Annotated in this window: 14 protein-coding genes; 10 read left to right on the top strand and 4 right to left on the bottom strand. The window is 60.6% G+C overall.

The window, feature by feature from the left end; all coding sequences use genetic code 11:
- A partial coding sequence (locus RFN28_RS28420; protein WP_320290453.1) for a formate--tetrahydrofolate ligase occupies positions 1 to 171 on the bottom strand: 171 nt, incomplete at its 3' end.
- A gap of 57 nt (positions 172 to 228) precedes the next feature.
- Complete coding sequence (gene folD, locus RFN28_RS28415; protein WP_320290450.1) at positions 229 to 1,122, bottom strand: bifunctional methylenetetrahydrofolate dehydrogenase/methenyltetrahydrofolate cyclohydrolase FolD; 894 nt, start codon at positions 1,120 to 1,122, stop codon at positions 229 to 231.
- A 376-nt stretch (positions 1,123 to 1,498) separates the two neighbouring features.
- Here folD and RFN28_RS28410 point away from each other — a divergent pair, with 376 nt between their 5' ends.
- Entirely contained in the window at positions 1,499 to 2,134 is a 636-nt protein-coding gene (locus RFN28_RS28410; RefSeq protein ID WP_320290452.1) for a LuxR C-terminal-related transcriptional regulator, read from the top strand.
- A gap of 112 nt (positions 2,135 to 2,246) precedes the next feature.
- On the opposite strand, the gene RFN28_RS28405 is transcribed toward RFN28_RS28410, so the two are convergent.
- On the bottom strand, positions 2,247 to 2,588 hold the full coding sequence (locus tag RFN28_RS28405) for a BRA0787 family protein (protein ID WP_320290449.1): 342 nt from the start codon (positions 2,586 to 2,588) through the stop codon (positions 2,247 to 2,249).
- Between RFN28_RS28405 and RFN28_RS28400 the strand changes: the two genes are divergently transcribed.
- From RFN28_RS28400 to RFN28_RS28360, 9 genes are all read left to right on the top strand, one after another.
- Positions 2,546 to 5,632, top strand: coding sequence for a phosphoenolpyruvate carboxylase (locus tag RFN28_RS28400; protein ID WP_320290448.1), 3,087 nt, complete (start codon positions 2,546 to 2,548; stop codon positions 5,630 to 5,632). The two genes, RFN28_RS28405 and RFN28_RS28400, sit on opposite strands and share 43 nt — an antisense overlap.
- Before the next feature lie 37 nt (positions 5,633 to 5,669).
- Positions 5,670 to 6,974: a serine hydroxymethyltransferase gene (gene glyA / locus RFN28_RS28395; protein WP_320290447.1), complete on the top strand. Its 1,305-nt coding sequence runs from the start codon at positions 5,670 to 5,672 to the stop codon at positions 6,972 to 6,974.
- A gap of 414 nt (positions 6,975 to 7,388) precedes the next feature.
- On the top strand, positions 7,389 to 7,706 hold the full coding sequence (locus RFN28_RS28390; protein WP_320290446.1) for a hypothetical protein: 318 nt from the start codon (positions 7,389 to 7,391) through the stop codon (positions 7,704 to 7,706).
- An 11-nt stretch (positions 7,707 to 7,717) separates the two neighbouring features.
- A complete protein-coding gene (locus tag RFN28_RS28385) occupies positions 7,718 to 8,101 on the top strand; it encodes a hypothetical protein (protein WP_320290445.1) in 384 nt (127 codons plus the stop codon).
- A 10-nt stretch (positions 8,102 to 8,111) separates the two neighbouring features.
- Entirely contained in the window at positions 8,112 to 8,279 is a 168-nt protein-coding gene (locus RFN28_RS28380) for a hypothetical protein (protein WP_189350760.1), read from the top strand.
- Between the two features lie 11 nt (positions 8,280 to 8,290).
- Positions 8,291 to 9,688 (top strand): APC family permease, encoded by a 1,398-nt coding sequence (locus tag RFN28_RS28375; protein WP_320290444.1) that lies wholly within the window; start codon positions 8,291 to 8,293, stop codon positions 9,686 to 9,688.
- Positions 9,689 to 9,748: 60 nt separating this feature from the next.
- Complete coding sequence (locus RFN28_RS28370; RefSeq protein ID WP_320290443.1) at positions 9,749 to 10,447, top strand: hypothetical protein; 699 nt, start codon at positions 9,749 to 9,751, stop codon at positions 10,445 to 10,447.
- An 8-nt stretch (positions 10,448 to 10,455) separates the two neighbouring features.
- Positions 10,456 to 10,737: a hypothetical protein gene (locus RFN28_RS28365; RefSeq protein WP_320290442.1), complete on the top strand. Its 282-nt coding sequence runs from the start codon at positions 10,456 to 10,458 to the stop codon at positions 10,735 to 10,737.
- 550 nt (positions 10,738 to 11,287) lie between these two features.
- Positions 11,288 to 12,049, top strand: coding sequence for a LuxR C-terminal-related transcriptional regulator (locus tag RFN28_RS28360; RefSeq protein ID WP_320290441.1), 762 nt, complete (start codon positions 11,288 to 11,290; stop codon positions 12,047 to 12,049).
- A 31-nt stretch (positions 12,050 to 12,080) separates the two neighbouring features.
- Here RFN28_RS28360 and RFN28_RS28355 read toward each other — a convergent pair whose 3' ends face one another.
- A complete protein-coding gene (locus RFN28_RS28355) occupies positions 12,081 to 13,202 on the bottom strand; it encodes a hypothetical protein (RefSeq protein ID WP_320290440.1) in 1,122 nt (373 codons plus the stop codon).
- Between the last annotated feature and the right edge of the window lie 584 nt (positions 13,203 to 13,786).

Raw genomic sequence — 13,786 nt, 5'->3', positions numbered from 1 at the left:
GCCGTCCTTGTTGTTCCTCACCGACTTGATGAACTCGGCCGAGACCTTCGCCTTGTCGTGGCCGTAAGGCAAAAGGTGCTCGTACGGGATGCCGATCTTGGCGCCGATCTCCTGGATCGGTTTCTTCGTGGCGGCACGCGCGATCTCGATGTCGGTCTTCACTTCGGCCATGACTGTCTTCCGTTGCGTTTCGTTCGAGTACCTGGAGCCGTCGCGGCCTTCGATTGACTAAATGCTTGGTGGCATCCGGCCTGCCGCGCGGTAAGCCGACGCCAGTGTGTTGACCATCAAAAGCGCGATCGTCATGGGACCGACGCCGCCCGGCACAGGCGTGATCGCGCCGGCACGCTCGGCCGCTTCCGTGTAGGCCACGTCGCCGACAAGTTTGGACTTGCCGCCGGCATTTTCTCCGACGCGATTGATGCCGACATCGATAACCACGGCACCTCGCTTCACCCAGTCGCCCTTGATCATTTCGGGCCTTCCGACAGCCGCGACCAGGATGTCGGCGCCGCGGCAGAGTCCGGCAAGATCCTTGGTGCGGCTATGGGCGACGGTGACGGTTGCGTTGGCATTCAACAGAAGATTGGCCATCGGCTTGCCAACAATGTTGGAGCGGCCGACGACCACGGCATTCAGGCCCGACAGATCTCGGCCGAGCGCACGCTCGATAAGGAGCATTGAGCCGGCGGGCGTGCATGGGACGAAAGCGGTCTTCAGTTCGCCGGTGCCGAGTTTGCCGACATTGATGAAATGAAAGCCGTCGACGTCCTTTTCGGCGGCGATGGTCTGGATGATCTTGCCGGCATCGATGTGGTCGGGGAGCGGCAGTTGTACAAGAATGCCGTGGATCGAAGGATCGGCATTGAGTTTCTCGAGCAAGGCGATGAGTTCGCCTTCCGAGATATCAGCCGCCAGCGCATGCTCGATGGAGCGAAAGCCGCACTCCTTTGCTTTCCTGCCTTTGGAGGAGACATAAACCTGACTGGCTGGATCCTGACCGACAATGACCACTGCGATAGCGGGAACGACACCCGTGGCGCAGATCAACTGTTCGGCCGCGGCCTTGACCTTCGCCACCACGTCGCCCGCGGCGGCCTTGCCGTCGATTACAGTCGTCACTCTGTCCCTCCCAGGAGCGAATACCAGATAGCAGCCCGAACCAGGTGAGGACTGCCTTTCCACTGGATTTTCAGGCCGAAATCCCTAGCAAGGGTTGCGAACCTCGTCAACTAGAATGCAAAAAAAATTCATGGCAAGAAAAATTTGGTGTAGAAAGGCCCAGCCCGATCGAGCTGGAAAAATTGTACTGGAAGGAAAATAAAATTCATGCTATGAATTTAGGATGCGCTATTCTACGACATCGGTACCGGTAGAACCCGAAGCTAGTTGGAGTCGCCGATCAATCGTGGGAGACAGCGGAGGAGGGTGCAGGGACCAAGGCGTGCGCCTGCGTGCCGCCATGGTCGCTTCTGAGCATTGGGATCAAGTGATATCAATGGGCGGAGAGACAAGATTCAGGGTCTTGATCGCAGAGCGCAACCCGCTTGTGGTTGCCGCACTGGCGGATATGATCTCGCGGGATCGTCGCTTTGATCTTGTCGGCAATGTGCAGACCGGCGAAGCCTTTCTCCAGGCGGCATCCGCCGCGATCTCTCAATTCGATCTTGCCGTGGTTGGCTGGAAACTGTCCGACATGAACGGAGGCAGTTTGCTTACGGAGATGCAGCGGCGCAACCTTTGTGCGCGCATCGTGATCTTTTCCAATGACCACGACTTGGCCATTCTCAGGCAGTGCGTGCGCCTCGGCGCCCAAGGGTTCTGCTACCAGTTCGACGACCCGACGGTCCTGTTCGACACGCTGGCCGCGGTGGCGCAGGGCCGGATCTGTATCCCCTATGTGGATGTCTCAAAAATCAACGACACGCCGCTTTCGAGGCTGACGACACGCGAGAGAGAGTTGCTGTCGGTGCTGGCCGATGGCTGGACCAATATTCAGATCGCGGCCCGCACAGGAATTTCTGAGAACACCGTCAAATATCACCTCAAGAATCTCTACGAAAAACTGGATGTTCGCAATCGGGCGATGGCGGTGGCGCTCTACGCCGGCGAAAGAAATCGCGACCGTCTTTGAGCCCAAGAGACCGTCTTTGAACTCGAACGATTGTCGGCTATTTGCCCGCCAACTCGAGTCCCGAGTCCGGGTCGGACAATCTCCTGCCCGGCGAATATGTATTTTTGAATTTCTAGACGCGTTCGGAAGAGCGACGGCACAGTCGAGTCGATGGATCGCACAAGGGTATCACAAGCTTCGCAGCTTCAGCGTAAAGTATGCGATCAGCGGCGCGAACCACGCTCATGCCGACGATCGCGCCAAGAACGTCTCGCGTTCTGAGCGGCAGCAGATCGGTACAGCCGCTCATCCTGACGAAAACATCGCTGATCTGGACAGGAATGTCGTGGATCTTAACGAAAGGCTCGTCCTCACTCTCCCGCCATTCCTCAAGAGCTTCAAGCGCATCGTGGAAAGCATTCTGAAGGGTGATTGGCGCATGCCCTTCGAAGAGACCAGGAAGCACCTGCTGCACGTCCATATCCTTTCGTTCCGCATGATGGCACCGGACAACCAGCGCTATTCCGAAGTCGGCTATTTTACTATGATGCAACATTATTGCATTATAGGCAAGTTATATCTGCGGGCGAAACTCGCTGGACCAACGATCGGACGGGATCGCGATTTCTGCCTGGCCGGGTAGCCTTGGACACCCTTGCCGATCACCATCTGGACTGGGCCTCGACCTACCCGAACGAATGGCAAATCTACCCGTCCGGGCGTTTTCAAGACGGAAAAAAGCCTGTCTGCTTGCAGTTGGCTTTCTTAGTTTCCCGAGGTGCCCGCCGGTCATCCGGGACAACGCCTAGACGAATGGGTGCCGCTTTGGACGACGCCAGACTGCTTAGCTGTCACGAGGACGTGAGAAGCCTTCTGTTCAGGCTGCTGACCTCTGTCGTCAGCGAACGTGAACCTGGGATAGCCGGCGTTCCGGCCGGGCGCGTTAGCCTCGACACTCTCGCCGATGCTCAGCGCATCCCTGCTCTCCAGGCGACCGGGATATGGTTCCAGCTCGTCGCCATCGCCAACGAATTGATCGCGATGCGTTCGCGCCGCGAGCTCGAGCAGAGGGGCGGTGCAGATGAGGTGATCGGCTCCTTCGCCAATGTCGTGGGCGAGATTGCCGCCGCCGGCTATCCGGCCGAGGAACTGCAGGCCGCCCTCGACACGCTGAGTGTCGGGCCAACCATGACCGCCCACCCGACCGAGGCCAAGCGCGTCACTGTTCTCGAAATTCATCGGCGCATCTATCGCAAGCTCACCGAGCTTGAGCAGCAGCGTTGGGCGCCGCGCGAGCGCGAGCAGCTGATCGACGATCTCAGAAGCGAGATCGAGCTATTGTGGATGTCCGGCGAATTGCGACTTGAACGGCCCTCGGTCGAAAGCGAGATTGCTTGGGGCCTGCATTTCTTCCGGGAAGTAATCTTCGAGGCGACGCCGAAGATATATGATGCCGTCGAGGAGGCGTTCGCCCGTCACTACCCGAAATACGATCTCAAGGTGCCGTCCTTCATGCGCTATGCGTCGTGGATCGGTGGAGATCGCGACGGCAATCCCAATGTCACGGCGAAGACGACCGCTCGGGCACTCACGGAGTGCCGCCAGGCAGCCATTGGCTGGTACATTCAGCAGGTGCGCCGGTTGGTCACCGTGCTCAGCGTCAGCGCCAATGTCGTAGACATCCCGGAAGACTTCAATAAGGCGCTCGGCCAGGCGCTGCATCGATCCGCTGCGGCTCGGGAGATCGTGGCGCGCAATCCGGGAGAGCCGCTGCGGCAGTTCGCGGCAGCGATGCTGGATCGCCTGCTGGCGACGCTCGGCGAGACGGCGGCCAAGCCGTATGCCCGGTCAGAATTGTTCAGGGCCGATCTGCGGCACGTCGAAACGGTCCTCACCAAACTGGGCGGCAACCATGTTGCACGGCGCTTCGTTCGCCCCTTGCGTCAGCAGGTCGAGACCTTCGGCTTTCGTACGGTCGCATTGGACATTCGCCAGAACTCGACGGTCGTCAATCGGGTGCTGTCCGAGCTTTTCAAGCACATGGATGCGGACGAAGCACCGACGCCCGATACACCGCAATGGGCTCAGCGCATTCGTTCGGCACTCAGCGCCGGTGAACAGCTTAGGATCGATCCGAAATCGCTCTCCGAGGAGGCGCGGGACCTTCTCGACCTGTTCGACGTTATCCGCGAAGCCTCCTCAGGCCCGAACGGCGGTGCGGTTGGCGCCTTCATCTTGAGTATGACGCGTTCTTGTGACGACTTGCTGGCTGTCTATCTGCTTGCCCAATATTCCGGCATGGCCACCGCGCTCGATGGCAGCGGCGCAATCGCACTGCGCGTCGTGCCGCTTTTCGAGACTATCGCTGACCTGCGTGCCGCGCCGGATGTTCTGGATCAGCTTCTTTCAGTCTCGATCGTGCGCCGCTCCGTGCGCGACTTCGGCAACCGGCAGGAGGTCATGCTGGGATATTCCGACTCCAACAAGGACGGCGGTTTCCTAGCTTCGAATTGGGAATTGAACAAAACGCAAAGGCGCATCTGCGCCCTCAGCCAGAAACGCAAGATCACGATCAGCTTCTTTCATGGCCGTGGCGGCTCGGTCAGTCGGGGAGGCGCGCCGACCGGTCGAGCGATTGCAGCCCAGCCTGCCGGCACGGTTGGCGGAGCGATGCGCGTGACGGAGCAGGGCGAAGTCGTGTCGTCGAAGTTCGCAAATCGCGGCACAGGACTCTATCAACTCGAGATACTTGCTGCGAGCGTCTTTGCGCACACCGTCAAGTCACACAACGAGGCTGAGCTAAAGGAAATCCCCGAGTTCAGTGAAGCTCTCGAGGCTTTGACCGGCATGTCGCAGGCGTCCTATTCGGGCCTCATCAATGAGCCGGGCTTCATCGATTATTTCCATCAAGCAAGCCCGGTGGAAGAGCTGTCGCTGCTGAAGATAGGTTCGCGTCCAGCCCGCCGCTTCGGTGCTCGCGACATTTCCGACCTGCGTGCCATCCCTTGGGTTTTCGCTTGGAGCCAAAACCGGCATCTGCTGACCAATTGGTACGGCATCGGTAGCGCGCTCAATTCCTTCCTCAACGTTCGCGGCAACGCTGGACTGGAATTGCTCAGACAGATGTTCGAGCGCTCACGCTTCTTTCGCCTCATCGTCGACGAGGTCGACAAGGGACTCTACCAGACCGACATGGAGATCGGCCGGCTCTATGCTGGGCTTGTGCAGGACCACGAGGTGAGCGAACGGATCTACCGCAAGATCGCCGCCGAATATGCTTTAACCCGCAAGACCATTGCCGAGATCAACGGCGGCCTGAAGGTTTCGCAACGCTTCCCCGCCTTCAAGCAGCACTTCGACCGAATCAGGCCGCAGCTGGACGGCATACATCGGCTGCAGGTGCAGCTTTTGCGCGAAGTCCGCGCGCAGAACGGCTCGACGGCCAAGCCCAAGCGTGCGGTCAACGCGCTTCTGCTTTCAATCAATTGCATTTCAACCGGCCTGGGCTGGACTGGATGACGACAATCGTGGCGTCGCGCCGCAAGGGAGGAGCTTCATGAACATCTCGACCAAACCTGACACCGGCACCGCAAGTCGTTTCTTCCGCGCTGGAGTAGCTGTTGCGGACCATGCCGTCAGCGACGCCATGCAGCGCGAGCTCTCTCGCCAGCGCAACGAGATCGAGCTGATCGCTTCCGAAAACATCGTCTCCAGGGCGGTGCTTGAGGCCCAGGGTTCGGTGCTCACCAACAAATATGCCGAGGGTTATCCCGGCCGCCGGTACTATGGCGGCTGCCAGTTCGTTGACGAGGTCGAGGATCTGGCGCGCGAGCGCGCCAAGGCGCTGTTCGGCTGCTCTTTTGCAAACGTACAGCCGAACTCCGGCAGTCAGGCCAACCAGTCGGTCTTCATGGCGCTGATGCAGCCCGGCGACACCTTTCTGGGTCTCAATCTCTCCGCCGGCGGGCATCTCACCCACGGCGCGCCGGTCAACCAATCCGGCAAGTGGTTCAATGTCGTTTCCTATGGGGTGCGTCCCGACACCCATCGCATCGACCTCGACGAAGTGCGCGATCTGGCGCGCAAGAACCAGCCCAAAGTGATTCTTGCCGGCGGCTCGGCCTATCCTCGCATTATCGATTTCAAAGCGTTTCGCGAAATCGCCGACGAGGTCGGTGCCAAGTTGTTCGTGGACATGGCGCATTTCGCCGGCCTGGTGGCCGGCGGCGTCCACCCCAATCCCCTCGAACATGCCCACGTGGTGACCACGACCACGCACAAGACACTGCGCGGCCCGCGCGGCGGCATGGTGCTCTCCAATGATGAGGAGATTGGGAAGAAGATCAACTCGGCGGTGTTTCCTGGCCTGCAGGGTGGACCATTGATGCACGTCATTGCTGCAAAGGCAGTGGCTTTCGGCGAGGCGCTGACGCCGGAATTCAAGGCTTATGCGGCAAACGTCGTCGCCAATGCCAAAGCCCTTGCCGAGACCCTCGCCGTGGGCGGTGTCGACATCGTCTCAGGCGGCACCGATACGCATTTGATGCTGGTCGACCTGCGTCGCAAGGGGCTGACTGGCAAGGCAGTGGAGGCCGCGCTCGGCCGCGCCCACATCACCTGCAACAAGAACGGCATCCCCTTCGATCCGCAAGGCCCGACGGTCACGTCCGGGGTTCGGCTCGGCACGCCGGCGTGTACGACGCGCGGTTTCCTCGCCGACGAATTCCGCCAGGTAGGCAGAATGACGATGCGGGTCATCGATGGCCTGGCTGCCAATGGCGAGACCGGTAACGCGGCAGTCGAGGCGGCGGTACGCGAGGAAGTGCACGATTTGGTCAGCCGATTCCCGATCTACGAGTGACCCTTGCCGGATAAGAGGTGTTCGCCGGCGAAGTCGGAACTGCGTTCTTGCTGAGCAAGCCGGCATGACCCGACCTAGCGTTCAACCGTTGATAGATCAGCGCCGGAGGCTCTGATCGCCGAGAGCAATTCCGCTGGGGATCCAAGGCGGCTTTGCAGCTTTCGTCGGCCGCTCCGCGCAACCGAAAGGCGTGGCCCACAAACCTATCGAGATGGCGAACGCGTGGCGCGCGAAGGCAAATCTATATCCGCGTTCAATCCGGTCAGGAGCATCTCTGCCTTACCGACGCCATCCACTATCTGCACCGCGTCACTTGACACGAAATTAACTTTGCCGGATATTCCTGTTGGGAAATTAATTTTCCCTACCGCAAAAGCGCAACGAAGCCGAAAATGGCCGTCTGGAGGAGAACAAATGGAAGCAACAATCAGTAGTCGAACTGGCGAACTCAGCCTCAACCAGCGCATCGACAAGATGCACGCTCGCGATCGCGCTGGCCTGTTGGCTTTCGTTGTCGTGCTGTGGGGCACACTTCTGTTCGCGCTGTTCAGCGTCTGGCCGTACATCTCGATCCCAGCCATGCGCATCATCCTGTCGGTCGCATGCGGACTGGTGTTGGCGTTCAACACCGCGGCCATCGTCGCCATGCTGCGCCATTATGAGGAAGACAAGCACTTCATCTACGGCCTTGACATCAAGCATCTCGACGAGATGCGCAGGCGCCGGGGCTAAGGAGCTAGCAAATGGCATATCAACCTCCCAAACAGGGCCTCGCCGGTCAGGTCTTCGACGTCATTACCCTGCTCGTGCTGACGGTGGGCGCCCTTTATTTGCCCCTTTACCTGGGCTTTGCCGGTGCCGCCAAAACACCTAACCCGATCGCCAACCCCACCTGGGAAGCGCTCGGTCAGAACGCGACCGAAGCCAAGCAATGGGCGGCGATTGGAATCACCGACCCGGCTGCCGCGAACGATATCATCACCGCCCGCTTCGATTACAGTTTCAACTGGGCCCCGCTGATCGTCATGGCGGCGCTGGTGATTGGCTATTTCGTCTTGGTCGTGCGGCTTTCCGACAGGGAATACCGCGAGGTGATCGAAGAACGCTTCGATCCGAAGCGGCGATAGGGAGGCGACCATGGATATCTGGAATATTCTCGAATACGTGGCCTGGGCCCTCTCAGCCATGTTCGGTGCGCTGATGCTTATGAATCTCATTCGCATCGACACCACCTACGACAACGAGCTGCTGACCTCATCACGCGAAGGCGAGATCGAGGTGACGGCCGAGCGCCACCAGATCTGAAGGGGACGGAAATGGCAAACGTGACTGCAACCGCGCCGGCGACCGAGCGGCTTCAACTCCTGCGCGTTCTTGGTCCCGCCCATATCTGGGCTCTCGGCGTCGGTATCGTGCTTGTCGGCGAATATATGGGCTGGAACTTCTCTGTCGGCAAAGGCGGCATGATCGCCGGGCTCGCCGCCTGCTGGGTGGCCGGTCTGCTCTACACCTGCGTGGCGATGATCGACTCCGAAGTGACGTCGACCATTGCTGCCGCTGGCGGCCAGTACGCTCAGGCCAAGCACATCGTCGGGCCGTTGATGGCCTTTAATGTCGGCCTGTTTCTTGTCATGGCCTACACCATGCTCGAGGCGGCCAACGCGATCACCGTGGGCTATCTGCTCGACACGGTCGCAGGGATGATGGGCCATACCGGCCTCAACCAGAAGCCGTTCATCATCCTTTCCATCATGTTCCTGGCGTGGCTCAATTTCCGCGGTGTGCTGGCCACGTTGACCTTCAATCTGGTAATCACGGCCATTGCCTTCCTGGCGATCATTGCCCTGTTTGTCTCTGTGCAACTCGGTGCCTCTGCCGTGCCGATGGACTTTTCGGCGATCACGACGTCTCCGCTTCCCTATGGCTGGATCGGCATCGTCGCGGCCCTGCACTTCGGCTTGTGGTACTATCTCGGCATCGAGGGAACCTGTCAGGCCGCCGAAGAAGTGCGATCGCCGGCGCGTTCGCTGCCCTACGGCACCATGGCCGGCATCATGACGCTGCTGATCGCCGCGACCATGACCTGGTATGTCTGCTCAGGCCTTCTGCCTTGGGAATATCTCGGCCAAGCCGGAACGCCGCTCTTCGACGCCGCGCGCGTCACGGGCAATGCCGGGTTGATGGTGCTCCTCTTCGTCGGTACGATGTTCTCGACGCTCGCCTCGGCAAACGGATGCATCAACGACGCCTCGCGTGCCTGGTTCTCGATGGGTCGCGACCGCTACCTGCCGAGCTGGTTCGGCGCGGTGCACCCGGTCTACCGCACGCCGTACCGGTCGATCGTGTTCCTGGTTCCCATCGCGCTCATCTTCGCGCTTGGTGCGCCGCTCGACCAGGTCGTGACCTTCTCGATTCTGTCGGGCCTGCTCGGCTACACCTTCATGACCTTCAACATGGTCATGTTCCGGCGCAAATGGCCGCTCGACACGATCAAGCGCGGCTATGTACATCCGCTCCACCCGCTACCGGTGATCGTCCTGCTGACGCTGTGCGCTGCGGCCTATTTCGCCGTGTTCCTCGGCTACGGCACCCAGCTCAGCGCGATGATGTGCTTCTACATCGTTGCATCGCTCTGGTTCCATTTCCGGCGCTACCGGTTCGTGCGTCGGGGTGACCAGTTCACCATGCCCTGGCCGAAGCCCGCCGGTTACTGAACCCGTCAGACGCGGCGGCGTGCTTCCCGCGCCGCCACGTCCTCATCAAGGCGATCTCCAATGATCACCACAATCGCTCTTTCCGCGTTCATCGCCGCCGTCTGCGCTTGGATGAGCAAGCGGGCGATCAGCGACCATCGTGCCATCCTCGCGAAACGCAGGGGGCTTCTTGACGAGGCGGCAAAGCTCTTTTCCGACGCACGGATCAGCTTCGCCCACGATCATTTTCCCATTCTCGTCAGCCGCCTCGAGGACGGCAGGCAGATCCGCGTCGAACTCCTTGCCGACACCATGGTGACGCGTCGACTGCCGCAGCTCTGGCTCAGAGTGACACTGAGCGAGCTTCGCGAATGCAACCGGCCAGCGATTGGCGCGCTCGCCCGCCCGACCGGTGCTGAATATTACTCGCTCGTCCACGACTTGCCTGAATGGATGGCGCCGCCGGACATGGACGTGTCACTGTTGATGCGGGGCGACGGTCGCGCCACTGAGTGGCAGGTCGAGCGCGCCGCAACGATGTTCCGAAGCCTCTTTTCCGATCCAGGCGTGAAGGAAGCCGTCATTTCGCCTCGCGGTACTCGGGTGATCCGCCAGGCCGCCCAGGGCGAGCGCGCAGCACATCTGTTCCTGCGCCAGATACGCTTTGCCGTCGCAACGATTTCAACTGACCTCGTCGGCAAGGCCGTCGCGGAGGCCAAGGCCTTGAGCGAGGCGGCGGCTGCGAGTGAGGCCAGCATTCCAGTCTACGAAGCCGCCTGAGGTCGTCCATGGCCAAGCCGATCAACCCTTACCTGGTCCTTGCTCTGGCGATACTCTTCCCCGGGGCGGGCCACTTCGCTGTAGGCGAGGCAAAGCGCGGACTGGCGTTTGCTTTCTTCGTGCTTTTCTTTTCCGTGATCAGCTACATGACGACAACCCCGGATCAATCGTATATCGGGCGACATGCGTTCGGATTGTTCGTATGGGCTTTGTCCATCCCGGATGCCTATCGCCGGGCTCGGATCCTGGCGATGGCGGCAAGTGGGAGGCATCACAGCCATCTCGCTTGAGCGAAGACGCTGCGAGATTCGCGCCAGTTCGTGCTCGCGTCGGCAGATGGTGAAGGCCATGCGAAGCGATCCCCGACCAACGGCAGGGCAATCACGATCAACCGGACGCGTTCATCGGCCCGCCGCGACGCCGCGCTTTCGTGGCTCGAGCCCGGCTGCCTTCTGGCGCAACATCCATGCAGAGGAACCCGGATTCGGCTTCTGGGTGCATTTTCCAGAATTGCAATTGCAAGTTGCAATACTTTTGGACTAAATTAGCCACCTAAGATATTATTAGCAAATTGTTAACCCGGATTAATGCGGGTTTTCCACAGCGTCGTAGTATTGAATTGGGTAGGTCGCGGGGCGGCTGCCTCAATTGAGCGGAGTGGTCATGTACGCCGCATGTTGAATAGGCGTCCGTGCCTACTCCTGTGGGTGTTAGTGTAACGCACAGGGCGGAAACGCCTTGGATGGGACATTCTGTGACAAATGGAAGGCTTGGCGAGGACGCGAAGCCAAAGAAAGGAAAAACAAAAAGCAGAATGGGTGGCGGAGAGGAGTAAGTAGCATGGGGTACTCTCGAATTCCCGATCTTTGGAATGACACGACAGGAACAGTGCATAATGGGTATCTGCCGGATGGGAATGGGGTCGGCAGTCCCGGTCTCGAAGAGGAAGTACATACATCCGACGGCCTCGTTGTAATTATCGACAAGCGGGCACTTGAGCGAGAATGTCTCGCTCGCGGCCTCATCGAACACCATCCCGCCTTCCGTGTCCGGGCGGTGGGATCGCTTGATGAACTGCGCCACATCGCAGACGCGTCGGAGCCATCCGCCTTCCTTGTGATCTTGGGCGCAAGGAAGGTCACCGATCAGAGCGTTCGGGCGGAGCTCTTGCATTTCGTCGCCGAGGTCGGCGCCGTGCCGGTGATCGTGGTGGCCGATTCCGACGAACCGGGAGAGATTCTCGCGGCTCTTGAAAGCGGCGCGCGCGGCTACATTCCCACGAGTGTAACCGTGAGGGTTGCGGCCGAGGCCACCGGTCTCGCCCGCGCCGGAGGAATCTTCGTGCCCGCCAGTTCTATACTGGCGCTTCGCGAGGTTATCCATGCGGCCGCAAACAGCGCCCGCCCACTCACCGGCGTGTTCACTACACGCGAGGCCGCGGTTGTGGAGGCGCTGAGGAAAGGCAAGGCTAACAAGATAATCGCCTACGAGCTCAACCTGTGTGAGAGCACGGTGAAGGTCCATATCCGCAACATCATGAAAAAGCTGAAGGCGACGAACCGTACGGAGGTGGCCTACAAGCTTAGAGAGATGATGCTTTGAAGGGCCGTTTGCGGGTCTGGCCGCCGGATGCTCAGAGGGTCGACCTCCCCCGCGGACCCCTTTCCTGAAATGGTGGCGCGTCGGCGAATGGTCCGGCGCGCCCCCGGTCGGCCGTTCCGGCCTTCACGATGAATCCGACGCTGTCCGTCCCCAGATCCGCGCCGCGATAGGCGGCTTCGGCAGCCTTCAGCCCGCCGATCAGCTTGCGGATCGTCGGAGCCGCGCCCAGCGCCTCGAGCGGCAGGCCCAATTGACCGCGAGCCGGCCGCTTCGGCGGCCACACCCTGAGGCCGAAATAGTGGGCGGCGGAGCGATCGATCTCGCCGCTGAATTGCACCAGCAGCGCGTTGCGCGCATTCGCGGCAATATGGCCCAGGCAGTTGATATCCATTGGCGGCTTGTCCGAGGGCCGCATCGCGACAACGATCGCATCCCATTTGCTGCCGGTCATAAGCAACGGATGCGCGAACACGTCCGTTCTCGCTCCACGCTCGCGCAGCGCATGCTCGATGACTGGTCCGCAGGGCGTATCGCTGACAACGGCGATCGACGCGCCGTGTTGATCGATGCCGGCGTCATCGAGCAGGATAGAGCATAACCGCGCGAAGTCGGCCAACAGGCCTATTGCGGGATGGCCGAGGTTGGGCGCTGCGACCTTGATGCCGGCGTCGTCGCAACCGTCGAAGTCGACGACGCCTGGCCTGAGCTCCCACGGCTCAGCCATCAGCGAAACCACCGCATGGGAGGGCAGGAGCTCGACGAGCGAACGCGAAATCGGCCCAACCTGGAGACAATTCGCGAGGAGGTCGACGTTCTGCCATTTGCGGCTGTCGATTCTGTTCGTCACTTCCACTCGCTCGGAGACTTTGGCCTGCCTGGCAAACGCCAGCGTCGCATGGCCGGCTGCCACCCGGTCGGGATGCCGTTGGGAGTCTCGGGTGAGCGCTATGACACGGCCGGCATTGGCCAGCGCGGCCGCCGTAGCGGCTATTGCCTGATATCCCGTGGCGGCACCAACGACCACGGTGAGGCCGCAGAGATCGAGATCGAGCAAGGCTATTTGCTCGCGCACGACGGCAAGCGCTTCCTCACGGTCGACCTCGGAAACCGGGCGGGCAGCCGGCCTTGCCGGGACCTCAAATGATGACGGCATTGAGCTGTGCGTCACGTTACGCGCTCTCCACGATCAGGCCGGCCGGTAAAACAGCCCTGGGCGGGCAACCCACCTTGCGGGATCTCGATTGGGCGCGCGAAATGCGCATGCATTCAGGCCTCGAGCGCCTTTGCCGGCTTGCGCATTTTTCAGCGTGGGCTCGGATTTCTTCAATTGTTTCGGCGGCGGCCGGTACTGGAATGCACTTTTCGACTGACCCCCAACAGACCCAGTTCCAATGTTTCATTCAGCAAATCATTGCGCAGCCTAGGGGCGAATTTGCTCGAACTTCTACCACGGCAATCGGATGCGCCTGATACGTCGTTTGGGTCGGAAGACTTAGCCCGGCCGCTCCGGCGGCGCGCGGTTCCTCCGAATGAATAGGGGCGCCAGGCCGGCTACCGCTATTGCGCCGGCAGGCGGACTGAGCGCTTGCGCCGCCTCCCGAACTGATCGGCAAGCGACATGCGGCGCCGGTGAATAAGGCTAAGGGGGTAATCGTCGGCAGCGGGGGTGCTACCTCCTTTGCGGCTCTTGTCCGCGATGATCCCCCGCTGTGAAGTTGGGCGCAGGAATTGCACAGC

The sequence above is a fragment of the Mesorhizobium album genome, from assembly GCF_033977205.1.
GTDB lineage: Bacteria > Pseudomonadota > Alphaproteobacteria > Rhizobiales > Rhizobiaceae > Mesorhizobium > Mesorhizobium album.
The sequence above is the reverse complement of the archived record's forward strand: the minus strand, read 5'-3'. Positions and strand labels throughout refer to the sequence as shown.